This window comes from Micromonospora sp. NPDC005710, from assembly GCF_040630995.1.
Classification (GTDB): Bacteria; Actinomycetota; Actinomycetes; order Mycobacteriales; family Micromonosporaceae; genus Micromonospora.
This window is the reverse complement of record NZ_JBEXYP010000004.1, coordinates 335650-356308: the sequence shown is the minus strand read 5'-3', so window position 1 is coordinate 356308 and position 20659 is coordinate 335650. Positions and strand designations below refer to the sequence as shown.

Annotated in this window: 23 protein-coding genes; 12 read left to right on the top strand and 11 right to left on the bottom strand. The window is 71.5% G+C overall.

What is annotated here, in order from left to right:
• The first annotated feature begins 121 nt into the window (after positions 1–121).
• Positions 122–811: a response regulator transcription factor gene (locus ABZ406_RS08060; protein WP_091401712.1), complete on the top strand. Its 690-nt coding sequence runs from the start codon at positions 122–124 to the stop codon at positions 809–811.
• 29 nt (positions 812–840) lie between these two features.
• Positions 841–2244 carry a HAMP domain-containing sensor histidine kinase gene (locus tag ABZ406_RS08055; RefSeq protein ID WP_357757090.1) on the top strand — a complete coding sequence of 468 codons (1404 nt, stop codon included), beginning with the start codon at positions 841–843 and terminating at the stop codon, positions 2242–2244.
• A 250-nt stretch (positions 2245–2494) separates the two neighbouring features.
• Here ABZ406_RS08055 and ABZ406_RS08050 read toward each other — a convergent pair whose 3' ends face one another.
• On the bottom strand, positions 2495–3517 hold the full coding sequence (locus ABZ406_RS08050; protein ID WP_357757088.1) for an adenosine deaminase: 1023 nt from the start codon (positions 3515–3517) through the stop codon (positions 2495–2497).
• Positions 3514–4308 carry a trans-aconitate 2-methyltransferase gene (locus ABZ406_RS08045; protein ID WP_357757086.1) on the bottom strand — a complete coding sequence of 265 codons (795 nt, stop codon included), beginning with the start codon at positions 4306–4308 and terminating at the stop codon, positions 3514–3516. Before ABZ406_RS08045 ends, ABZ406_RS08050 begins: the two co-directional genes overlap by 4 nt.
• 84 nt (positions 4309–4392) lie before the next feature.
• On the opposite strand from ABZ406_RS08045, the gene ABZ406_RS08040 reads away from it, so the two are divergent.
• Both ABZ406_RS08040 and ABZ406_RS08035 read left to right on the top strand, forming a co-directional pair.
• Positions 4393–5376: an aldo/keto reductase gene (locus ABZ406_RS08040; protein ID WP_357757083.1), complete on the top strand. Its 984-nt coding sequence runs from the start codon at positions 4393–4395 to the stop codon at positions 5374–5376.
• A gap of 88 nt (positions 5377–5464) precedes the next feature.
• The gene (locus ABZ406_RS08035; protein ID WP_357757080.1) at positions 5465–5656 is read left to right on the top strand and encodes a hypothetical protein; all 192 of its coding nucleotides are present in this window, start codon (positions 5465–5467) and stop codon (positions 5654–5656) included.
• Positions 5657–5765: 109 nt separating this feature from the next.
• Here the strand turns inward: ABZ406_RS08035 and ABZ406_RS08030 are convergent, their stop codons facing one another.
• The 7 genes from ABZ406_RS08030 to ABZ406_RS08000 form a co-directional block, all read right to left on the bottom strand.
• Entirely contained in the window at positions 5766–5969 is a 204-nt protein-coding gene (locus ABZ406_RS08030; RefSeq protein WP_088962828.1) for a cold-shock protein, read from the bottom strand.
• 287 nt (positions 5970–6256) lie between these two features.
• Positions 6257–6529, bottom strand: coding sequence for a DUF4235 domain-containing protein (locus ABZ406_RS08025; protein WP_357757077.1), 273 nt, complete (start codon positions 6527–6529; stop codon positions 6257–6259).
• Positions 6526–6900: a DUF3618 domain-containing protein gene (locus ABZ406_RS08020; RefSeq protein WP_357757074.1), complete on the bottom strand. Its 375-nt coding sequence runs from the start codon at positions 6898–6900 to the stop codon at positions 6526–6528. Before ABZ406_RS08020 ends, ABZ406_RS08025 begins: the two co-directional genes overlap by 4 nt.
• On the bottom strand, positions 6897–7331 hold the full coding sequence (locus ABZ406_RS08015) for a phage holin family protein (protein WP_238661390.1): 435 nt from the start codon (positions 7329–7331) through the stop codon (positions 6897–6899). The genes ABZ406_RS08020 and ABZ406_RS08015 overlap by 4 nt, the downstream gene beginning before the upstream one ends.
• Positions 7332–7738: 407 nt before the next feature.
• The gene (locus ABZ406_RS08010) at positions 7739–8926 is read right to left on the bottom strand and encodes a mechanosensitive ion channel domain-containing protein (RefSeq protein ID WP_357757071.1); all 1188 of its coding nucleotides are present in this window, start codon (positions 8924–8926) and stop codon (positions 7739–7741) included.
• 83 nt (positions 8927–9009) lie between these two features.
• Entirely contained in the window at positions 9010–9831 is an 822-nt protein-coding gene (locus ABZ406_RS08005; protein ID WP_357757068.1) for a DUF1206 domain-containing protein, read from the bottom strand.
• Positions 9832–9890: 59 nt separating this feature from the next.
• Complete coding sequence (locus ABZ406_RS08000) at positions 9891–10235, bottom strand: hypothetical protein (protein ID WP_357757295.1); 345 nt, start codon at positions 10233–10235, stop codon at positions 9891–9893.
• 117 nt (positions 10236–10352) lie between these two features.
• Here ABZ406_RS08000 and ABZ406_RS07995 point away from each other — a divergent pair, with 117 nt between their 5' ends.
• Both ABZ406_RS07995 and ABZ406_RS07990 read left to right on the top strand, forming a co-directional pair.
• Positions 10353–11579 (top strand): cysteine desulfurase-like protein, encoded by a 1227-nt coding sequence (locus tag ABZ406_RS07995; RefSeq protein WP_357757066.1) that lies wholly within the window; start codon positions 10353–10355, stop codon positions 11577–11579.
• Complete coding sequence (locus tag ABZ406_RS07990; protein ID WP_357757064.1) at positions 11576–11863, top strand: GNAT family N-acetyltransferase; 288 nt, start codon at positions 11576–11578, stop codon at positions 11861–11863. The genes ABZ406_RS07995 and ABZ406_RS07990 overlap by 4 nt, the downstream gene beginning before the upstream one ends.
• 10 nt (positions 11864–11873) lie before the next feature.
• Here the strand turns inward: ABZ406_RS07990 and ABZ406_RS07985 are convergent, their stop codons facing one another.
• Positions 11874–13364 carry a glycoside hydrolase family 3 N-terminal domain-containing protein gene (locus ABZ406_RS07985; protein ID WP_357757062.1) on the bottom strand — a complete coding sequence of 497 codons (1491 nt, stop codon included), beginning with the start codon at positions 13362–13364 and terminating at the stop codon, positions 11874–11876.
• Between the two features lie 217 nt (positions 13365–13581).
• Between ABZ406_RS07985 and ABZ406_RS07980 the strand changes: the two genes are divergently transcribed.
• From ABZ406_RS07980 to ABZ406_RS07965, 4 genes are all read left to right on the top strand, one after another.
• Complete coding sequence (locus tag ABZ406_RS07980) at positions 13582–13707, top strand: hypothetical protein (RefSeq protein ID WP_357757059.1); 126 nt, start codon at positions 13582–13584, stop codon at positions 13705–13707.
• Between the two features lie 84 nt (positions 13708–13791).
• Positions 13792–14742, top strand: a complete 951-nt coding sequence (locus ABZ406_RS07975; RefSeq protein WP_357757056.1) for a TIGR03557 family F420-dependent LLM class oxidoreductase — start codon at positions 13792–13794, stop codon at positions 14740–14742.
• Between the two features lie 74 nt (positions 14743–14816).
• Positions 14817–16448: a RecQ family ATP-dependent DNA helicase gene (locus ABZ406_RS07970; RefSeq protein ID WP_357757053.1), complete on the top strand. Its 1632-nt coding sequence runs from the start codon at positions 14817–14819 to the stop codon at positions 16446–16448.
• A gap of 88 nt (positions 16449–16536) precedes the next feature.
• The gene (locus ABZ406_RS07965) at positions 16537–17040 is read left to right on the top strand and encodes a hypothetical protein (RefSeq protein ID WP_357757050.1); all 504 of its coding nucleotides are present in this window, start codon (positions 16537–16539) and stop codon (positions 17038–17040) included.
• Here ABZ406_RS07965 and ABZ406_RS07960 read toward each other — a convergent pair.
• Positions 17030–18619 (bottom strand): MFS transporter, encoded by a 1590-nt coding sequence (locus tag ABZ406_RS07960; RefSeq protein WP_357757048.1) that lies wholly within the window; start codon positions 18617–18619, stop codon positions 17030–17032. The two genes, ABZ406_RS07965 and ABZ406_RS07960, sit on opposite strands and share 11 nt — an antisense overlap.
• An 82-nt stretch (positions 18620–18701) precedes the next feature.
• Between ABZ406_RS07960 and ABZ406_RS07955 the strand changes: the two genes are divergently transcribed.
• Both ABZ406_RS07955 and ABZ406_RS07950 read left to right on the top strand, forming a co-directional pair.
• A complete protein-coding gene (locus ABZ406_RS07955; protein WP_357757045.1) occupies positions 18702–19463 on the top strand; it encodes a TetR/AcrR family transcriptional regulator in 762 nt (253 codons plus the stop codon).
• A 9-nt stretch (positions 19464–19472) separates the two neighbouring features.
• Positions 19473–20507, top strand: a complete 1035-nt coding sequence (locus ABZ406_RS07950; protein WP_357757042.1) for a helix-turn-helix domain-containing protein — start codon at positions 19473–19475, stop codon at positions 20505–20507.
• Positions 20508–20659 lie beyond the last annotated feature (152 nt).

The following is a 20659-nucleotide window of genomic DNA, read 5'->3' as shown; positions in this document are numbered from 1 at the left end:
CGGCATCGACGTCGCGCGGGCGACCCGACTTCCAGGAACCCGAGTGGATCACGACCAGGAGGATCAGGTCGCCGGGCACGCCGCAACGCGATCAACTTGCCAGGCCAAGTACGGTCTTGTCGTGGCCTCCGTGCTCCTGGTCGAAGACGATCACGTCGTACGCGGCGCGATGCTGCGGTCCCTCACCGACCGGGGGCATGCCGTGCACGCCGTGGGTACGGCGTTGGACGCGTTGCGTCGGGTCGCCGCGGAGACACCCGACCTCGTGGTGCTCGACCTCGGCCTGCCCGATCTGGACGGCTCGGACGCGCTGCGCATGCTTCGTGGCATCACCGACGTGCCGATCATCATCGCCACCGCCCGCGACGACGAGCAGTCGGTGGTGAAGTTGCTGCGCGCCGGCGCCGACGACTACATGGTGAAGCCGTTCACCGGGGCACACCTGGACGCCCGGATCACCACGGTCCTGCGCCGGGCCGGCCGGGCCAGCCGGTCCGTGCAGCCCGCTGTGCACAGCGTGGGCGGGCTGCGGGTGGACGTGGGTGAGCGCAGCGCCCAGCTCGACGGGGAGCCGTTGGCGTTGACCCGCAAGGAATTTGACCTGTTGGCGTATCTCGCCGCACGACCTGGACGGGTAGTGTCCCGCCGGGAACTTTTGGAGGAGGTATGGCGGCAGCCATCGGTCGGCGAGGATCAGACAATCGACGTTCACCTGTACTGGCTCCGCAGAAAGATGGGCGAGTCCGCGGCGAAGCCGCGCTACCTGCGCACCGTGCGGGGGGTCGGATTCCGGCTGGTGGCACCGGACTGAGGACGGCGCTGGCCCTGCTCACGGCCGGCATGTGCAGTCTCGTCGCGCTCGCGTTCCTGATCCCGCTCGGGCTCAGCCTGCGGGAGCAGAGCCGGGACGAGGCGATCGCGGACGCGGCCCGGCGCAGTGCGCTGGTGACCGGCGCGTTGGCGGTGAGCACCGACCCGGCGGTCGTCGAGCGTGCCGTGGTGGCGAGCGCCGAGGGCGCCCCCACCCGGCCCGTGGTGCACGGGTTGGGGTTGGACGAGTCAGCCGCTCGGGCCAGCGGCAGCGACCTGGAGCGGGCCCGAACCGAGCGCCAGTCGGTGGTCGTCGACGTCGACGGGGGTGTGGCCCGTCTCGACCCGGTCGTCCTCGGTGACCGGACGGCAGTGGTCGAGGTGTTCCTGCCGGACTCGACACTGGGCGAGGGCGGCGGCGGCACCTGGTTGCTGCTGTTCGCGGTCGGCGCGGCGATGGCCGGGGCGGCGGTGCTCGTTGTCGACCGGGTCGCTGCCCGCGCGGTGGACTCCACCAGGGGTCTGGTCAAGGCCGCGCTCTCCATCGGCGACGGCGACCTCGGCGTACGCGTCGAGCCGACCGGTCCCCGCGAGCTGGCCGAGGCCGGCTACGCCTTCAACCGGATGGCGGACCGGCTGGACGGCGTTCGCACCGACGAGCGGGAGTTGGTGGCCGACCTGTCGCATCGTCTGCGTACCCCGTTGACGGTGCTGCGTCTGGACGCGGAGGCGTTGGAGTCGGACGACACGAGCGTGGGTTCGTTCAGCCCCGCGGAGTTGGACCGGCTGCGGGGGATTCGGCGGATCCGGCAGGCGATCGTCACCCTGGAGGGTGAGATCGACGTGCTGATCAAGACCACCCGTAAGTCGGTGGCGCACGAGGTCGGGCCGGCGATGTGCGACGTCAGTGAGGTGGTCCGGGACCGGATGGTGTTCTGGGCGGCGCTGGCCGGCGACCAGAACCGGCCACACCGGGTCAACGGCGCGCAGTTGCGCATTCCGGCACCGGTGCCGCGTGCGGAGCTGGCCGCCGCGCTGGACGCGGTGATCGGCAACGTCTTCCGCTACACGCCGCAGGGCACCGCGTTCGAGGTGGCGGTGTCCCGGCGCGACGGTTATGTGGCGATCCGGATCGACGACGCCGGCCCCGGCATCGCCAACCCGGACCGGGCGCTGCGCCGGGGCACCAGTGACCAGGGCTCGACCGGCCTCGGCCTGGACATCGCCAAGCGGGTGGCGTTGCAGGCCAACGGGTCGGTGAGCATCGACCGCGCCCGGTTGGGCGGGGCCAGCGTGGTGATGCTGCTGGCCGACCCGGAGGCGACGCCCCGGCAGGTCAGCCGCTTCGGTCTGGTCGGGCGGATGGCCCGCGACGCCCGGGACACGAAGGCCACCGGCCGTCGCTGGCCCCGGCAGCGCCCCACCGACGACTGACCCGACCGAACCCCGGGGCTGTGCGGCGGCGCAAGTCTTCCTTAGATCGCGGTTAACGACCGCGTTGGATCGGTCGCGGGCTGACAGGATCACACACGAACCCACCAGTTCCACCGGTCGAACGCACCACGCACCCACTGCCGGTGGAGTCGCGCGCGCGGCGGGAGTCACAGGTCCCCCCACACCCACGCTCCCGCCGCGCGCCCTGCTCGACCGACCGGCCCGGCCCGCCCCCGAGCGGCCGACCAGCTCAGCCTGCGGCGGTGAGGTACGCGTCGATCTCGTCGAGGATCCCCTGCTGACCGGCGGAGTCGAGGAAGGACGCGGTCACCGCGTTGCGGGCCAGCCCGGCCACACCCTCGGCGCCCACCCCGAGCAGGCGGGCCGCGACCGCGTACTCGTCGTTGAGGGTGGTGCCGAACATCGGCGGGTCGTCGGAGTTGATGGTGACCAGCAGCCCGGCGGCCACCAGTTGGGGCAGCGGGTGCTCGTCGAGGGTCGCCACCGCCCGGGTGCGGACGTTCGACGTCGGGCAGATCTCCATCCCGATCTGCCGCTCGGCCAGGTACGCGAGCAGCTGCGGGTCCTGCGCGGCGGAGATGCCGTGCCCGATCCGCTCGGCGCCCAGCTCGTTCAGCGCGTCCCAGACGGTCTGCGGTCCGGTGGTCTCCCCGGCGTGCGGCACCGACCGCAGCCCGGCGGCGCGGGCCTGGTCGAAGTACTGCCGGAACTGTGGCCGGGGCACGCCGATCTCCGGGCCGCCCAGACCGAAACTGACCAGCCCGTCGGGGCGCTCGTCCAGCGCGATGCGCAGCGTCTCCTCGGCTGCCGGCAGGCCTGCCTCGCCGGGGATGTCGAAGCACCAGCGCAGCGCGATGCCGAAGTCGGCCAGGGCGCGCCTGCGGGCGTCCTCGATGGCCTCGCAGAACGCGGGCGCGGGAATGCCCCGTCGAACGTGCGAGTACGGGGTGATGGTCAGCTCGGCGTAGCGGACCTGTTGGCGGGCCAGCTCCCGGGCCACCTCGTGGGTGAGGATCCAGACGTCCTCCGGGTCGCGGATGAGGTCCACGACGCTCAGGTAGACCTCGATGAAGTGCGCGAAGTCGCGGAACTCGAAGTAGCTGGCGAGCGCGTCCGGGTCGGCCGGCACGGGAGTGCGCCCCTCGTGGCGGGCGGCCAGCTCGGCGACGATCCGGGGTGAGGCGGAGCCGACGTGGTGAACGTGCAGCTCCACCTTGGGCAGGCCGGCGATGAAGGTGGGCAGGTCGGTCACAAGTTCTCCTGGGCATGGTCGCCGGTGCGGGCGACGACGAAGACGCGGCGGAACGGGAAGTACACCTGACCCTGCCGCACCGGGTACGCCGCGGTGAGGCGTACTCCCAGCTCGGTGCGGAAGGCGGACCAGCCGGCGGCGTCCAGTGCGGCCCGGACCGGACGCAGCGCGGTGCCCTCCATCCAGGCCAGCACCGGGTGCTCGGCGGCGGGTCGAGCCGGCAGCAGGTGCACGTAGGTAGTCTCCCAGGCGTCCACGGCGCAGCCGGCGGCGGTCAGCAGCGCCGCGTAGTCGGCCGGGTCGTCGACCGGCTCCGCGCGCAGCAGCGGGGCGACGTGGGCCCGCCAGGTCGGCCGGTTGGCGACCTCCCGCAGGGCGCGGTGCGAGTCGGCGTCGAAGTTGCCGGGGACCTGGACGGCGAGCCAGGCGCCGGCGGGCAGCTCGGCGGCCCATCGGCGCAGCAGCTCCTGGTGGCCGGGAACCCACTGCAGCGCCGCGTTGCTGACGACCACGTCCTCGTCACCGCTCGGACGCCAGTCGCGCAGGTCGGCGACAGTGAAGTCGACACGCACGCCGAGGGCTTCGGCCCGCTCGATCATGTCGGGTGAGGAGTCGAGGCCGACCACCCGGCTCGTCGGCCAGCGGTCGGCGAGAACGGCGGTGAGCTGGCCTGGGCCGCAGCCGAGGTCGACCACCGTCCGGGGTCGCTCGGCCGGAACCCGGGCGAGGAGGTCGTGGAACGGCCGGGACCGCTCGTCGCCGAAGCGCAGGTAGGCCGTCGGGTCCCACATGGCCGCCTCCTTAACCGTACGTTCGTACTGTTGAAGGTACGGCTCGCGTGGCAGGGTGGCAACCCGGTCACTAGGCTCGGGGGCATGGAACAGCGCAGCTTCAACCGGCTCGGCCGGACCGTTGGCGCGGTCGGCCTGGGCGCATGGCAACTCGGCGCCGACTGGGGCACCGTCAGCGAGGACGACGCCATGGCGGTGCTCGCCGCCGCCGTGGACGCCGGGGTCACCTTCCTCGACACCGCCGACGTGTACGGCGACGGCCGCAGCGAGCAGCTGATCGGCCGCTTCCTGCGCACCCGGCCCGACGCCGGGCTCACTATCGCCACGAAGATGGGCCGCCGCGTGGAGCAGCAGCCGGAGGCGTACACCCTGGCCAACTTCCGGCAGTGGACCGACCGGTCCCGGGCCAACCTCGGCATGGACACCCTGGACCTGGTCCAGCTGCACTGCCCGCCCACCGAGGTCTTCTCCTCCGACGAGGTCTTCGACGGCCTGGACACCCTGGTCGCCGAGAAGGCCATCGCCGGGTACGGGGTCAGCGTCGAAACCTGCGACCAGGCCCTCACCGCGATCGCGCGACCGGGGGTGGCAAGCGTCCAGATCATCCTCAACGCGGTCCGCCACAAGCCCCTGGAGCAGGTTCTGCCGGCCGCCGCGGCAGCCGGAGTCGGGATCATCGCCCGGGTGCCGCTGGCCAGCGGCCTGCTCTCCGGCCGGTACGACGAGCACACCGAGTTCCCCGCCGACGACCACCGCAACTACAACCGGCACGGCGCGGCCTTCGACGTCGGGGAGACGTTCTCCGGAGTCGACTTCGACAGGGGCCTGGCCGCCGTACGCCGGTTGGCGCCGCTCGTCGACGCGGACCGCACGATGGCGCAGTTCGCGCTGCGCTGGGTGTTGGACCAGGCGGGCGTCACAGTGGTCATCCCCGGCGCCCGCGACGCCGACCAGGCCCGACGCAACGCCGCCGCGGCGACCCTGTCTCCGCTCACCGACGAGCAGTTGGCAGCCGTCCGCGAGACCTACGACGAGCTGATTCGCCCGCAGGTGCACGACAGGTGGTGACCCGCCCGCCCGAGGTGCTCGCGTCGCGCCGCCCGGCCCGCGATGCTGGGCTGGGGCGCGCCGCCCGGGGCGGCGGAAAGGGGACGCGATGAGGGGATGGCTTTCGCTCACCCTCGGCCTGCTGGCCGTGGTGATCGGTGCGGTGTGGACGGTCCAGGGCCTCGGCTACGTCAGCGGCAGCGTGATGACCGACGAGAAGATCTGGGCGGTGATCGGCCCGCTCGTGACGCTCGCCGGGCTGGTGGTGCTCTGGCTCGGCCTGCGCTCGCGTCGACGCTGACCGGCGAGCCCGAGCAGGCGAAAACCCCGCATCCCAACCGGGATGCGGGGCTTTCGCACGACCCGTGAGCCGGATCGCCCCACTGGCCGGCGGGGGCCGGCCGTTCTACTCAGATGGGACGGACCTGCTCAGCCTGCGGGCCCTTCTGACCCTGAGCAATCTCGAACTCCACCCGCTGGTTCTCCTCCAGCGAGCGGTAGCCGCTGGACTGGATGGCCGAGAAGTGGACGAACACGTCAGCACCCCCACCATCGACGGTGATGAAGCCGAAGCCCTTGTCAGCGTTGAACCACTTCACGGTTCCCTGAGCCATGTGAATCTCCCTCTAAAAACTGGCGGCCGTGCACGCCGTCCGGCCGATTGGCCGTTCTTGAGCAGCGGTGCCTGAGGTGGCCCCACGAAGGAGACTTCTCTCAACCCACGCCATCTCGCAACAGCGGGGACCAGCAAATCACGGACGCAAAAAGTCTGTCACGACCTCTCCGACGAATTTCTCCGACATGTGACCTGACGGATGCCTCAGGTGTGCCGGCCGGCGTCCGATGCCATGCGAAAGCCCCCTTCCCATCGATGCGGAAAGGGGGCTGAGGTCGCTGCTGGTCAGTCCGGCCAACTGCCGGTCATCCGGCGTACGCCGACCGCGCCGCCCCGGTCCACTGCGGCCCGGACGACAGCGAAGATGGCGCCCTGCAACGCCGCGGCGGCCAGGATCTCGCCCCAGCCGCGATCCTCGTCCGTCGCATTGGGCGCCTCACCGTCGCCCGCGGTGACCTTCCAGACCTGCCGGAAGATCGCCCCGGCCACGGTGCCCGCGGCGAGACCCAACAACACGCCGACCGGCCGGTACGCGACCCTGCCGATGCTCTTACTCACCTACGCCTCCCCCGCACGATCATCAGCACCACCACTGTGGCCACCGCACCGGCCGCGATGGCCGCCCACGGCACCGGGTTGCGGCGCACCAACTCACCCTTGTCGTACGCCTGCGCGCGCACGAACTCGCCCTTCTCGTACGCCTGCGCCCGCGCCATCCCGGCGCCACGCGCGGCCTGACCGCGGACCCGGGCGACGGTCTGCGCCGCCTGCTCACGCATCCGCTCCTTGGCCTGCTCGGCGGACTCCTTGAGACGCGCCTTGACGTCGGCCTTGGCGGCCAACGCCTCCATCGTCTCGCCCAACTCGACCCGGGTGCGACGGATCTCCTCGCGGAGGGCCTCCGCGTCGCCGGTCCCGTTGCCGGTCATTGCCGCCCCCTGTCCTTCACCGCGGCGGTGACAGTGTCCATGTCTGCCCGAAGGCTGCGGACCGTTGCCGCCGGCATCGGCGGGACGGCACGGCTGACCTGCTTCTTGCCCACCAGGGCGAGGATGCCGGCCACCAGGAAGCAGGCCACCGCCACGATCAGCGCCGCGGCCCAGGCGGGCAACACCAGGTCGAGCAGCAGGATCGCCGTGGCGACCAGCGCGCCCAGGCCGAAGAACGCAAGCGCGCCGCCGCCCCCGAACAGGCCGATCCCGATGCCCGCGTGCTTACCCTTCTGGGTCAACTCCGCTCGGGCCAGCGTCAGTTCGTCCCGTACGAGGCGGGAGATCTGCTCGGTGGCTCGTTGCACCAGCTCGGCGGTGGAGGGCTCGCTCCCGTTCTGGGATGTGCGGGCTTTCGCCACGTCAGCCATGCTGTCCTCCTTTCCTCATCACCGCGCTCTATGCCCGGACTCGCCGCCCGTCAATCCTAAAACGCGCCAAGGGGCTCACCGCCCCCGTTGTCCGGACGCCGCGCCGCCGATACGCGGCCACCCGTCGCGATACACGCCGGAGAAGCCCGGCAGCACATCCCCCACCCAAGCCCGAACAAACCTCGCAAACAAAACCCACCCACGCCCCCACCCTCCCCACCCCCATTCCCACCCTCCGCTCAGCGGCGATCATGAGGTTGCGGGGACAAATGAGGCCTACCGACTCGTCAACCCCATGATCGTCGGAATCCCGCGCCCAAGATCGCGCTCGATTCTGGTTGTGCTTTGGCGCGGTGGAGGGGGGACTACGACCAGGAAGTCGCACGATCTTGCGCGGCGGAGGGCCTTCAGGGGCGGGCTTCCTCGGGGCCGACGAAGGCTTCGCTGCGGGCGTCGCCGTCGTCGCTGCCGCCGAAGACCCGGGCGTCGTCGCGCGCCTCGGTGTCGGACGGGCGGCGGGCCGGCCGTCGCGGCTGCACCCACTGCCAGGACAGGTTGCTGCTGGAGTCGCCGAGTTCGGTGCGCAGCCGGGGCATCGCGGTCGGGCGGTTGTCCCGGATCCAGGCGACCAGGTGTTCCCGGACGAGGCAGCGCAGGTCCCACAGGCTGCCCGCGTCGGCGGCGCTCACCAATGCGCGCATCCGTACCGTCCCGCCGGTGGCGTCGGTGACCTGGAGGACGCAGACCCGCCCGTCCCACAGTTCGGTGCCCTCGACGAGGCGGCGCAGTTCCTCGCGCATGGTCTGCACCGGCACCGCCCAGTCCACGTCGAATTCGGCGGTGCCGAGCACCGCCGCCTCGGTGCGGGTCCAGTTCTGGAACGGTTTGCTGGTGAAGTACGAGGTGGGCAGGATCAACCGGCGGTCGTCCCAGATCTGCACCACGACGTAGCTGAGGGTCAGCTCCTCGATGCGACCCCACTCCCCCTCGACGACGACCACGTCGTCGAGCCGGACGGCGTCGCTGAAGGCGAGCTGGAGGCCGGCGAAGACGTTGCCGAGGAGGCTCTGCGCGGCGAGCGCGGCCACCACACCGACCACACCGGCGGAGGTCAGCACCCCGGCGCCGATGCCCCGCACGCTGGGGAACGTCATGAGCATCACGCCGACGGCCAGGATGACGATCACCGCGATCGTCAGTCGGCGCAGCATCACCACCTGGGTCCGGACCCGACGGGCGTGCCGATTGTCCGGTACGTCGACCCGGAACCGGGCCAGCGCGGTGTCCTCCACGACGATCAGGAGACCGGCGACCAGCCAGGCCACCGTGGCGATGACGCCGAGGACGAGCAGGTGCAGCAGCAGTCGTCGCCAGCCCTCGCCGACCGCGTAGCCGGTGCTGAAGCGGACGGCGAACTGGACGGCCAGGACCGTTGCGGCGACCTGGAACGGGCGGTGCGCGTGATCGGTCAATTCGGTCAACAGCAGTGACCGGCGGCCGAACCGCCGGGTCATCCGGTGCACGACCTCGACCAGGAAGAGCGCGACCGCCGCCGCGATGAGCGCGGCGACGGCCGTTTCGAGATAGTTCTGCACGGCTTCGATGCTTCCCTTCGTTCAGACGTCGGGCACTCCGGGCAAAAGCCCAAGAGTGCCCGACGTCCGTGAGATCGACCAGCTCAGACCTTGCGGTACCGGGACTGGAGGAAGCAGTAGACACCGAAGGCGGCGATGCCGAGGGCGACCAGGGCCAGCAGGAACGTGCCGTACGACTGCTCCCGCAGGGTGTGCAGTGCGGCGTCCAGACCACGGGCCTTCTCCGGGTCGTACTTCACCGCCGCCACGATGACCAGCAGACCGGAGATGCCGTAGGCGACGCCCTTGGCGATGTATCCGGCCATGCCCAGCCGGCGAGCGAGCTGGCGGGTCTTCGGGCTCATCTCGCCGGTCTTGAGGTGCTTCTCGAACTTCTTCAGGGCACCGTAGATCACCAGACCGATGCCGATCGCGGCGACCACCAGCCCGGCCAGGCCAACCAGCCAGCGGCCACCGCTGGAGGTCATCAGCTTGCCGGTCAACGCCTCCTGCTTGTCGGCGCTGTTCGACCCGGCGTCGGAGAAGACCTTGAAGGCCGTCCAGGCGAAGTAGAGGTAGACGATGGTCCGGCCGGCCGAGGCGAGCCGCTCCATGAGCCGCTCCTTGCCCCGCTCGGCGCGGTGCCCGACCGCCGCCTCCAGCCCCTGCCAGATCGCCATCGCGAGCAGGCCGATGCCGACGGCGATGACCAGGAACTTGCCCAGGGGCTGTGCGGAGAGGGTACGCAGCGCGCCGGACTGGTCGCCGTCGTCGGACGACGTGCCGAACGCGATCTGCAACGCCAACCAGGCGAAGAGGAGGTGGACGATGCCGTAGCCGATGAAGCCGGCCCGGGCGAGGAGTTCCAGCCACCGGCTGTCCGCCGTACGGGAGGCGGTGGCTTCGGCGCTACGGGTGAGTGACATGGCGTCACAATCTCCGATTCGGAAGATTCCCAAACGTCGGCCACCGCCGCCCGCCCAGGTCAGCTGCCCGGGTTGCGCGATACCCGAATCTTGACCTGCTGGTCGGTCACGCTGTCCAGGGTGACCGCGAAGCCCCCGGCCTCGGCGGCCTGCTGGCCGGTGGTGAGGGTGAGCTGTTCACCGGCGACCTCGACGGTCACCTGGTCGTTCTCGGCGCCGACCAGTTTGGCCTCGACACCCAGGATGGTGGCGCTGGCGTCGACACCCCGCTCGAAGGTGACTGTGCAGGCGTCCAGCCCGCAGTCGGTGGAGGCACCCTGGGAGCTGCACCCGGCGAGCACGGCGAGGCCGAGCGCCAGACCGGCGAAAAGCCCGGCGGCGCGGCGGACGGGGGGAATGGGCATGGTGGCGGGTCGGTTCGTCACCTCGCCAAGAGTACGAGACAACCGCGACGTCGCCGCCGAACGGTGATCACCTGGCGGCCGACCAGGGCCCGGGGAGCACCGGCTAGGGTCCGGGACATGCCGTTCGACATCGCCCGCACCCGGGCCGCGTATCCCGCCCTGACCGAGGGTTTCGTCCACTTCGACGGTGCCGGGGGCACTCAGACCGCGGCCGGTGTGATCGACGCGGTCACCGACGCCATGCGATCGGCGGTCGGCAACCGCAGCGCCGCCTTCGTTCCAGGTCGCCGCTCGTTGGAGTTGGTGGCCGAGGCCCGTTCGGCGGTGGCCGACCTGCTCGGCGCCGACCCGGCCGGGGTGGTGCTCGGCCCGAGCGCGACGGCGCTGACGTACACCCTGGCCCGCACGCTCGGCGCGACCTGGCGCCCGGGTGACGAGGTGGTGGTCTCCCGGCTCGACCACGACGCGAACGTCCGGCCGTGGGTGCAGGCCGCCGAGGCGGCCGGCGCGACGGTGCGCTGGGCCGAGGTCGACCGGCACACCGGTGAGCTGCCCGCTGCCCAGTACGCGGATCTGGTCGGTGAGCGGACCCGGTTGGTGGCGGTGACCGCCGCCAGCAACGCCATCGGCACCATGCCGGACGTGTCGGCGATCGCCAAGACCGCGCACGCGGTCGGCGCGTTGGTCTACGTCGACGGGGTGCACTCGGTGCCGCACCTGCCGACCGACCTGGCCGCACTCGGCGCCGACGTGCTGGTCACCAGCGCGTACAAGTGGTCCGGTCCGCACCTGGCGGCGATGGTGGCGGACCCGGCCCGGTGGGCGGCGCTGCGCCCGGCGAAGCTGGTGCCGTCCTCGGACGCGGTGCCGGACCGGTTCGAGTACGGCACGCCGAGCTTCCCGCTGCTGGCGGGTGTGGCCGCCGCCGTGGATCACCTGGCCGGCCTGGACCGGGACGCGGTCGGGGACCGGCGGGCGCGGTTGCGGGCCGGGCTGGCCGCCGCCCAGACGCACGAGGAGGCCCTGCTGGACCGGCTGCTCACCGGGCTGGCGCAGCGGCCGGCGATCACCGTCTACGGCTCGCCGGCACGGCGCTGCCCGACGGTCTCGTTCCGGGTGGCCGGGATGTCGCCGGCGGCCACCCAGGAGGCGTTGGGGGCCGCCGGGTTCTGCCTCTCCGTCGGCGACTACTACGCCTACGAGTACTTCCGGCTGATGGGGTTGCGCGACAGCGGCGGCGCGGTGCGGGCCAGCATCTACCACTACAACACCGCCGACGAGGTGGACCTGTTGCTCGGCGAACTCGACGCGCTCGCCGAGGCGGCGGGGAGAATGGCCGGATGAGCACCCTGGTCGAGGACAACCCGGCGAAGCACCGCTTCGAGATCCTGGTCGACGACGCGCTGGCCGGCTTCACCGCCTACCTGCCGCGCGGGGAGGTCCTGGTCTTCACGCACACCGAGGTGGACCGGGCCTTCCAGGGCAAGGGCGTGGGTGGCGCGCTGGTCCGGGGCACCCTGGACCAGCTCCGGGCACGCGGCACGACAGTGGTGCCGCAGTGCCCCTTCATGGCGGCGTTCATCGACAAGCACCCCGAGTACGCCGACCTGGTCGCCGACCTCCCGTAGGGCGGGCCGGTCAGCGGGTGCCGGTGAGCACCTCGGCGGCGGCCCGACCGCTGGCCCGGGTGGCCCCGTGGGTGGCCAGGTGCACCGCACCGGTGACCAGCTCCGGCACGCCCAGTTCGACCACCACCGCGTCCGGCCGGGCGGTCAACGCGCGCTGCACGGCGGCGCGCATCCAGTCGTGCCGGTGCAGGTCACGAACGACAAGGACCAGGGGGCGGCTGCCCGCCCCGGTGCCCGGGTCGGCCGGCACGTCGGGTTCGGCGTAGCGAATCGTGCTGGTGTCGGGCAGCAGTTCGGCCAGCGGGCCGCCGATTCCCCACGGGGTCTCGGCGCCGATGGCGATGTTGCGTACCGGCTCGAACTCGACGACGTGCGCCGCGCGGGTCAGGGGCAGCGCCACTGTCGTGCCGGGGGTGGCGGTGACCCGGACGGCCCGGCGGGCGGCGACGAGCCCGACGTCGGCGGCGTCGCGCGCTCCGGCCGAGCCGGCGCTGCGGGCGGCCACCGTCCAGGCGGCGAGTTGACCGACGCGTTTGGCGGCCTCGGCGAGGCGTTCTTCGGGCAGGTCGCCGGAGACGACGGCGGCGACGATGGCGTCGCGCAGTTCGCGGGCGTCCTGCTCGTCGGCCCGTTCGCCTCCGATGCAGATGGCGTCGGCCCCGGCGGCGAGGGCGCGGACGGTGGCGCCGGCGAAGCCGTACCGGTCGGAGACCGCGCGCATCTCCATCGCGTCGGTGACCACCACGCCGGAGAAGCCCAGCTCGTCGCGGAGCAACCCGCTCAGGATGCGGTGGCTGAGCGTCGCCGGCAGCTGCGGGTCGAGGGCGGGCACCAGCAGGTGGCCGGTCATCACCGCCTGCACGCCCGCTGCCACGGCCGCGCGGAACGGGGCCAGTTCGCAGGCGTCCAGCCGGTCGCGGTCGGCGGTGATCCGGGGCAGGTCGTGGTGTGAGTCGACCCGGGTGTCGCCGTGCCCGGGGAAGTGTTTGGCGCAGGCCGCGACGCCGCCGGCCTGGAGCCCGCGGACCCAGGCGGCGGTGTGCCGCGCGACGAGCACCGGATCGGCGCCGAAGGAGCGGACTCCGATCACCGGGTTCGCCGGGTTGGAGTTGACGTCGGCGTCCGGGGCGTAGTTGAGGGTGACCCCCGCGGCCGCCAGTTCGGCGCCGAGGTCCCGGGCGACGGCCTCGGTCAGCTCCGGGTCGTCGACGACGCCGAGGGCGAAGTTGCCGGGCCGGGAGCTGCCGTGCACCGATTCCAGCCGGGTGACGTCGCCGGCCTCCTCGTCGATCGCCACGATGACGTCCGGCCGTTCCGCGCGCAGCGTCGCGGTGAGCGCGGCCACCTGCTCGGTGTCGACGACGTTGCGGGCGAAGAGCACCACCGAGCCGAGACCGTCACCGAGCCAGCGGCACACCCACTGGGGTGGGGTGGTGCCGACGAAGCCTGGTTGCAGGACGGCGGCGGCGAGCGCCGGGAGGTGCCCGCTGGTCGTGGTCACGCCGCCCCCTGGCAGTGATCGGTGCCGATCGCCGGCGACGGTATGCCCCCGTCGATCCGCTGGTTGCGCTCGCTCATGCGGCCCCCGTACCCCATCTCTCGCGCGCCAACGGCGCACCGCCACCGGCAGGCGGTCCTGCCATGGTCACACTGAGCGATTCAATAGTCAATAAACCTTACAGTTGCTGGAAGCCCGGTTCTCCGGGGAGAGTGCGGGGATGGACCCCGCGCTGCTGGCCGACGCGACGAGCCCGGCCGACATCCCCGGCGTACGCCTGCTCGGCCTGCTGGTCGGCGCCCTGCTGCTGCTCGCCGCGATCCGGGCGATGTTCGGCCGACGCTGACCCGGCCCGGCGCGAACCAGTGTGACCGGGCGCCGCCTGGGTACGGCTCTCCCATCAGCAGGTCCGCGCGCCGAAGGGGAAGCCATGAAGATCGGATATTTCCTGTCCAGTGAGGAGTACACCCCAGCCGAGTTGCTGGAGCAGGCGCGGGGCGCCGAACGGGCCGGCTTCGAGGCACTGTGGATCTCCGACCACTACCACCCCTGGGTCGACGCACAGGGGCAGAGCCCGTTCGTCTGGTCGATGATCGGCGCGCTCAGCCAGGTCTGCTCGCTGCCGGTGACCACCGCGGTGACCTGCCCGACCGTACGGATCCACCCGGCCGTCATCGCGCAGGCGGCGGCGAGCAGCGCGGTGTTGCACGGTGGACGGTTCGTGCTCGGTGTCGGCACCGGCGAGGCGCTCAACGAGCACATCTTCGGCGACGCCTGGCCGCAGGCCGACGTCCGGCTGGAGATGCTGGAGGAAGCCGTCGAGGTGCTCCGGAAGCTGTGGACCGGCAGGTTCGTCAACCACCACGGCACGCACTACACGGTCGAGCACGCCCGGATCTACACGCTGCCCGAGACGCCACCGCCGATCTACGTCTCCGGCTTCGGGCCGAAGGCGATCGACCTGGCCGCCCGGATCGGAGACGGCTACGTGAGCACCATGCCCGACGGCGACATGGTCCGGCGCTTCCGCGAGAACGGTGGCGGCGACAAGCCGTGCCAGGGCGGTTTCAAGGCGGCGTACGCGGACAGCGCCGAGGAGGGGCTGCGCCTCGCATACGAGCGCTGGCCCAACGCGGGGGTGCCGGGCGAGTTGTCCCAGGTGCTGCCGTCGCCACGACACTTCGAGCAGGCCAGTGAGCTGGTCCGACCGGAGATGCTCAAGGAAGCGTTCGTCTGCGGCAACAGCGCCGACGCGCACCTGGAGATGATCGACAAGTACGCGAAGGCCGGCTTCGACGAGGTGTACGTGGCGAACACCGGCCCGCAGTACCAGGGTCTGTTCGACCTGTACCAGCGCGAGGTGCTGCCCCGCCTGCGCTGAGCCCGGGGTCACCCGAGCCCATGATTGTCCGAATGCGTTTCGGTTGTCCTGGGCTCGGGTACCTCCGGCCCTCGATGAAACTGTTCACGCACTCGATGACGTTGCGCCGCGCCGCCCGCAGCCTGTTCGGCTGGAAGGCGCTGCGGCCCAACCAGTTGGCCGCGATGCGCGCGGTGATGAAGCGACGCGACGCGCTTGTCGTGTTGCCCACCGGTGCCGGCAAGTCGGCGATCTACCAGATCCCGGCCAGTCTGATCCCCGGCCCCACCGTGGTGATCTCTCCGCTGCTGGCGCTCCAGCAGGACCAGATCGCCAGCCTCAACGAGCGACAACGCCCGGAGCTGCGGGCGGTGCGGATCAGCTCGAACGAGTCGGCCACCCAGCAGGCCGAGGCGCTCACCGAGGTGCGGGAGGGCCGGGCGGAGTTCCTCTTCATCACCCCGGAGCAGCTCAGCAACCCGGCCCGGATGGCCGAGGTCGCCGCACTGAAGCCGGCGCTCGTGGCGATCGACGAGGCGCACTGCATCTCCGCGTGGGGGCACGACTTCCGCCCCGACTACCTGGCGCTCGGGCACCTCATCGAGGGCATCGGCCGACCGCCGGTGGTAGCGCTCACCGCTACCGCCTCCCCTCCGGTGCGCGACGACATCATCGCCCGGCTGCGGCTGCGGGACCCGGACGTGGTGGTCTCCGGGCTGGACCGGCCGAACCTGTTCTTCGACGTGGCCCACTGCCCGGACGAGGACTACCGGTGGCGACGGCTGATGAAACTGCTGGCCGACGAGGGTCGGCCGGGCATCATCTACGTGCCGACCCGCCGGGCCGCCGAGGAGCTGTCCACCCGGTTGACCGACGCCGGTTTCCCGGCGCAGTTCTACCACGGTGGGATGCCGATGGGCGCCCGCGCGGAACTGCACGAGGCATTCCTCGCGGACCAGGTTCCGATCATGGTGGCGACCTCGGCGTTCGGCATGGGCATCGACAAGCCGAACATCGCCTGGGTGGTGCACATGGCGCTGCCCGACTCGCCGGACAGTTACTTCCAGGAGATCGGCCGGGCCGGGCGTAACGGGCAACCGGCCAGGGTGCTGCTGCTGTGGCGGGCCGAGGACGTGGGACTGCAACGGTTCTTCAGCGGCGGCCTGCCCGACGAGAACGAGCTGCGCGACCTTGCCGCCCTGCTGCGCGAGAAGGCAGCCACGAAGACCGAACTGCGCGAGACCAGCGGCCTCGGGCCGCGCAAGCTCGGCCAGTACCTCTCCCTGCTGGAGCACATCGGCGCCGCCGAGCCGCGCGCCCGGCAGCGCATCGGTGCTCCGCGCTACTCCCCCACCCCGGTGGACGCCGCCGCTGCGGCGCTCGCCGAGGCGGAACGCCAGCAGACGGTGACCCGCTCGCGCACCAACATGATGCGGGCCTTCGCCGAGACCAGGGCCTGTCGGGGGCAGACCCTTCTTGCCTACTTCGGCGAGCAGATGACCGAGGTGTGCGGCCACTGCGACAACTGCCACAACGGCACGAGCGTTGCCGACCAGGGGGCGGTGGGCCCGTTCCCGGTGCACAGCCAGGTGCGGCACCCGGAGTGGGGGCAGGGCATGGTGCTCTCCTACGAGGACGACAAGATGACGGTTCTCTTCGACGAGGTCGGGTACAAGACGCTGTCGGTGCGCGTGGTGTCCGAACAGGGCCTGCTGACCCTGGACTAGCCTGACGCGGGCACCGCTGTCGGGCCCGGTGGATCGACCAAGCGAAGCACCGATTGACCAAGCAGAGCAGGGCGGAAGGGGCATTGCCGTGATCGAGCAACCGGCGTACACCGGTTTCGGTTTCTCCGACGGGGAGTGGGGGCTGTTGGTCGGCCTGCCGCAGTCGGTGCTGACCGCGGCGAGCGCCGCCGAGTCCGACAGCACGCGCCGGACCATGGCGGAGAACGCGGCCGGGCTGGAGACCATCGCCGCCGGCCGGGAGTCGGCCAGCCCGCTGGTCGTCGCCGTGGCCGGCGAGATCGTGACCCGGGTCGGTGACCCGGACACCGGCGAGGAGTTGCCGGTGATCGCGCCCGCCGACCCGGTGGCGTACATCGACGACGTGCTGCTGCGGGCCGGCCAGGCGGCCGAACTGCTGGCCGGCCGGGTCGACGAGGGTGAGGCCGGCGCGTACAAGCACTGGCTCGTGAAGATCGCCGAGCAGGTGGTGGGCGCGGCGTCCAGCGGTGGGCTGCTGGGCATCGGCGGCGAGTCGGTGAGCGACTCGGAGCGCCGTTTCCGCGACCGCCTCGCGCACGTGCTCACCGACTGACCGACGACAACGAGGTGTCGACCGGACCGGTCGGCTCGGCGGCCAGCGCCGCCGGGTCGGCCGGTCGGACGCCGCGCAGCGCGACGAGCGCGGTGACAGCGCCCAGCAGCATCACCACCATGGCGGCGTACGCGGCCAGGTGCAGCCCGTCGGTGAACGCGACACCGGCGGCGTGCCGTACCGCGTCGGCCAGATCCGCCGGCAGCCCCTTGGCGACCGCGAGCGCACCGCCCAGGGTTTCCTGGGCCGCGTCGCCGGCGTCGGTGGGCAGCCCGTCCGGCAGGCCGTCGACGATCTCGCGACGGTAGACGGCAGCGCCCACGCTGCCCAGGATCGCCATTCCCAGCGCACCGCCCAGCTCGCTGCTGGACTCGGTGAGCGCCGACGCGACGCCGGCCTGCTCGGGTGGCGCCGCGCCGACGACCAGCTCGGTGACGAGGGACATCACCATCACCAGGCCACCGGCGTAGACACTCGCGCCGGCGAGCAGCAGCCACAGCGAACTCTCCGGCGTGACCTGGGTCAGCACCGCGAAGCCGACCACCGCGATCCCGAAGCCCGCACCGATCAGGTACGCCCGTTCGACGCGCTGGGCGAGAGCGGCCGCGGCCGGTGCGACACCGCCCACGGCGAGGGACGGTACGAGGCTCCACAGTGCCGCCCGCAGCGGGCTCAGGCCGAGCACCAGTTGCAGGTGCTGGGTGGTGAAGATGGCGAAGCCGACGATGGCGAACATCGCCAGCAGGTTGACGGCGAGCGAGCCGGCGAAGCCGCGCCGGCGGAACAGCGCGAGATCGACCATGGGGTACGGCCGGGTGCGCTGCCGGTGCAGGAAGAGCGCGCCCACCAGCAGACCGCCGACGATGGCGAGCACCCGCACCGGGCTGAGGCCGTCGCGGGCCATCTCCTTGATGCCGTAGATCACCGGCAGCAGCGCGCCGAGGGACAGGGCGGCGCTGACCAGGTCGAACCGCCCGGTCGCCCGGTTGCGGAACTCGGGCACCAGGAGCGGGACGAGCAGGAGCAGCATCAGCATCGCCGGGATGTTGATCAGGAAGATCGAGCCCCACCAGAAGTGCTCCAGCAGGATGCCGCTGAGAACGGGGCCGATCGCGATGCCGCCGGTGAGGGTGGCGGTCCAGATGCCGATGGCGGTGCCGCGCTGTTTCGCGTCGTGGAACATGTTGCGCACGAGGGCGAGGGTCGAGGGCATCAGGGTGGCCCCGCCGACGCCGAGCAGGGCACGCGCGGCGATGAGGGTCGCGGTGCTGTCGGCGTACGCGGCGAGCAGGGATGCCGCCCCGAACGCGGTGGCGCCGATCAGCAGGAGTCGGCGTCGGCCGATCCGGTCACCGAGGGCGCCCATGGTGATGAGCAGCCCGGCCAGCACGAAGCCGTAGATGTCGAAGATCCAGAGCTGTTCGGTGGCGGTGGGGCGCAGCTCCGCGCTGATGAACGGGACGGCGAAGTAGAGCACCGACACGTCCATCGAGACCAGGAGCAGCGGCAGCATCAGCACGGTGAGCCCGATCCACTCGCGTCGGCCCGCTCGCGGTGCCGGTGTAATGGTGATCGTCATGATCAGTTTCCCTTCTGCGTATGACGTACGCTGTTATGCGTAGACCATACGCAGAACTAGGATGCCAAAGCAAGGAGGAAAAGTGGCGGCGAAGACAGACGACAGCGGGCCCGTACTCCCGCCCGCGATCGAGAGCGCGTGGGGGCTACGGGAGCGACCACCCAAGGGCCCCAGGCCGGGAATGAGCGTGCCCGCGATAGTGGACGCCGCCGTCCGCGTGGCCGACGCCGACGGCCTGGCGGCCGTCTCGATGAGCCGGGTGGCCAAGGAGTTGGGCGCCGCGACGATGGCCCTCTACCGGTACGTCGGCTCGAAGGACGAACTGCTGAGGCTCATGGTGGACACCGGGTACGGCCCCTCCCCCGGGCCGCCCGCGCCGCAGGACGACTGGCGTGCCGGCCTCACCCGGTGGGCCTGGGCCGAGCACGAGGTGCTGCGGCAGCGGTCCTGGCTGCTGCACGTGCCGATCAGCGGCCCACCGATCACCCCCCAACTGCTCGGCTGGATGGAGGACGGGCTGCGCTGCCTCGACGGCACCGCGCTCGGCGAGGGCGAGAAGATGTCGGTGCTCCTGCTGATCACCGGGTACATCCGCAACGAGGCCACCCTCACCTCGCAGATCGCCGAGGGCAGTCGGGCGGCCGGCGTCGAGCCCAGCGAGATGATGCCGGCGTACGGTCGACTGGTGGCCCGGCTCATCGAACCGGCCCGTTTCCCCGCGCTGCACCGGGTGCTGAGCGCCGGTGTGCTCGATCAGGACGATGATCCCGACGACGAGTTCACCTTCGGCCTGGACCGGATCCTCGACGGCGTCGAGGCGCTGATCCGGCGCCGGTCGGGCTGAGGGGGCGCGATGCTACCGAAGGACACCGTCGACACCACGGTCCTGCCGCCTGGGGAACGGTTCGGCATGTGGCTGGACCTCGTCGCGCGCACCTCGGTGCCGCTGCGCATCCGGTCCGCGCACAGCGACGACTTCGCCGCCCGCGCCGACTTCATCTCGCTCGGCCCGATCCATCTCGTGCAGTACGAGTATCCGTCGCTGGACGCCACCCGGTCCCGGAAGCTGGTAGGTCAGTCGAGCCCGGACCTGTACATCCTCGCCCTCACCACCGGGGGCGTCGGCACATCCAGTCAGGACGGTCGACGCAGCGAGATCCTGGCCGGTGAGTTCACCTTCTACGACGCGTCCCGGCCACACGACGTGTGCCACCACGCGACCGAGCCGGAGCGGAACCAGGCCACCTCGATCATCACGATGATCCCGCACTCCGCGCTGCCGCTGCCACCACAGCGGATGGCAGCCCTGTATGGCGGCCGGATGTCCGGTAGCGAGGGCATCGGGGCGCTGCTGGCACAGTTCCTCGTGCAGGTGACGAGCCACCCGGAGCAGTACCACGCCGCCGACGCCAGCCGGCTCGGCGCGGTGGGGCTCGATCTGGCCACCACAATGCTCGGCCGACACCTCGTCGCCGAGGACGCCATCCCCACCGAGGTCCGCCGTCGGGCGCTGCTCACCCAGGTGCAGTCGTACATTCACCGCCGCCTCGGCGACGCGGCGCTCGGCCCACAGGTCGTCGCCGACGCCCATCACATCTCGGTGCGGTCCCTGCACCGGTTGTTCGAGGCCGAGGACACCACCGTGGCGTCGTACATCAGGGATCTGCGGTTGGCCCGGTGCCGGCGTGACCTGACCGACCCGGCGCTGCGCAAGCAGCCCGTGCAGACAGTCGCTGCGCGGTGGGGTTTTTCCGACAAGGCCCACTTCAGTCGGGCATTCCGGGCCGCCTACGGCACCACCGCGCAGCAATACCGCGACAGTGGCTCGGATCTGGCACGGATCGTCAACCGCCCGGCATCCACTGTCAACTCGCTGCCGGCAGACTGACACCAACGCGGTCGGCCATCACCTGGCAGGCCGCCAACGGGGGCCGTGGCGAGGCGCCCGCCGCGCGAGCGGCGGGCGGCCGCCCGGTGGCACCCAGCTGACGCCCGAGGCTCCGGCTCCGTCGCGCTTCCCCCCAGAATCGCCGACGGGGC

Coding starts and splice junctions, on each gene's coding strand:
- ABZ406_RS08055 (WP_357757090.1), top strand. CDS start 841: ATGTGCAGTCTCGTCGCGCTCGCGTTCCTGATCCCGCTCGGGCTCAGC.
- ABZ406_RS08045 (WP_357757086.1), bottom strand. CDS start 4,308: ATGTGGGACCCGACGGCCTACCTGCGCTTCGGCGACGAGCGGTCCCGG.
- ABZ406_RS08040 (WP_357757083.1), top strand. CDS start 4,393: ATGGAACAGCGCAGCTTCAACCGGCTCGGCCGGACCGTTGGCGCGGTC.
- ABZ406_RS08035 (WP_357757080.1), top strand. CDS start 5,465: ATGAGGGGATGGCTTTCGCTCACCCTCGGCCTGCTGGCCGTGGTGATC.
- ABZ406_RS08030 (WP_088962828.1), bottom strand. CDS start 5,969: ATGGCTCAGGGAACCGTGAAGTGGTTCAACGCTGACAAGGGCTTCGGC.
- ABZ406_RS08020 (WP_357757074.1), bottom strand. CDS start 6,900: ATGACCGGCAACGGGACCGGCGACGCGGAGGCCCTCCGCGAGGAGATC.
- ABZ406_RS08015 (WP_238661390.1), bottom strand. CDS start 7,331: ATGGCTGACGTGGCGAAAGCCCGCACATCCCAGAACGGGAGCGAGCCC.
- ABZ406_RS08005 (WP_357757068.1), bottom strand. CDS start 9,831: ATGTCACTCACCCGTAGCGCCGAAGCCACCGCCTCCCGTACGGCGGAC.
- ABZ406_RS08000 (WP_357757295.1), bottom strand. CDS start 10,235: ATGCCCATTCCCCCCGTCCGCCGCGCCGCCGGGCTTTTCGCCGGTCTG.
- ABZ406_RS07995 (WP_357757066.1), top strand. CDS start 10,353: ATGCCGTTCGACATCGCCCGCACCCGGGCCGCGTATCCCGCCCTGACC.
- ABZ406_RS07990 (WP_357757064.1), top strand. CDS start 11,576: ATGAGCACCCTGGTCGAGGACAACCCGGCGAAGCACCGCTTCGAGATC.
- ABZ406_RS07980 (WP_357757059.1), top strand. CDS start 13,582: ATGGACCCCGCGCTGCTGGCCGACGCGACGAGCCCGGCCGACATCCCC.
- ABZ406_RS07975 (WP_357757056.1), top strand. CDS start 13,792: ATGAAGATCGGATATTTCCTGTCCAGTGAGGAGTACACCCCAGCCGAG.
- ABZ406_RS07970 (WP_357757053.1), top strand. CDS start 14,817: ATGAAACTGTTCACGCACTCGATGACGTTGCGCCGCGCCGCCCGCAGC.
- ABZ406_RS07960 (WP_357757048.1), bottom strand. CDS start 18,619: ATGACGATCACCATTACACCGGCACCGCGAGCGGGCCGACGCGAGTGG.
- ABZ406_RS07950 (WP_357757042.1), top strand. CDS start 19,473: ATGCTACCGAAGGACACCGTCGACACCACGGTCCTGCCGCCTGGGGAA.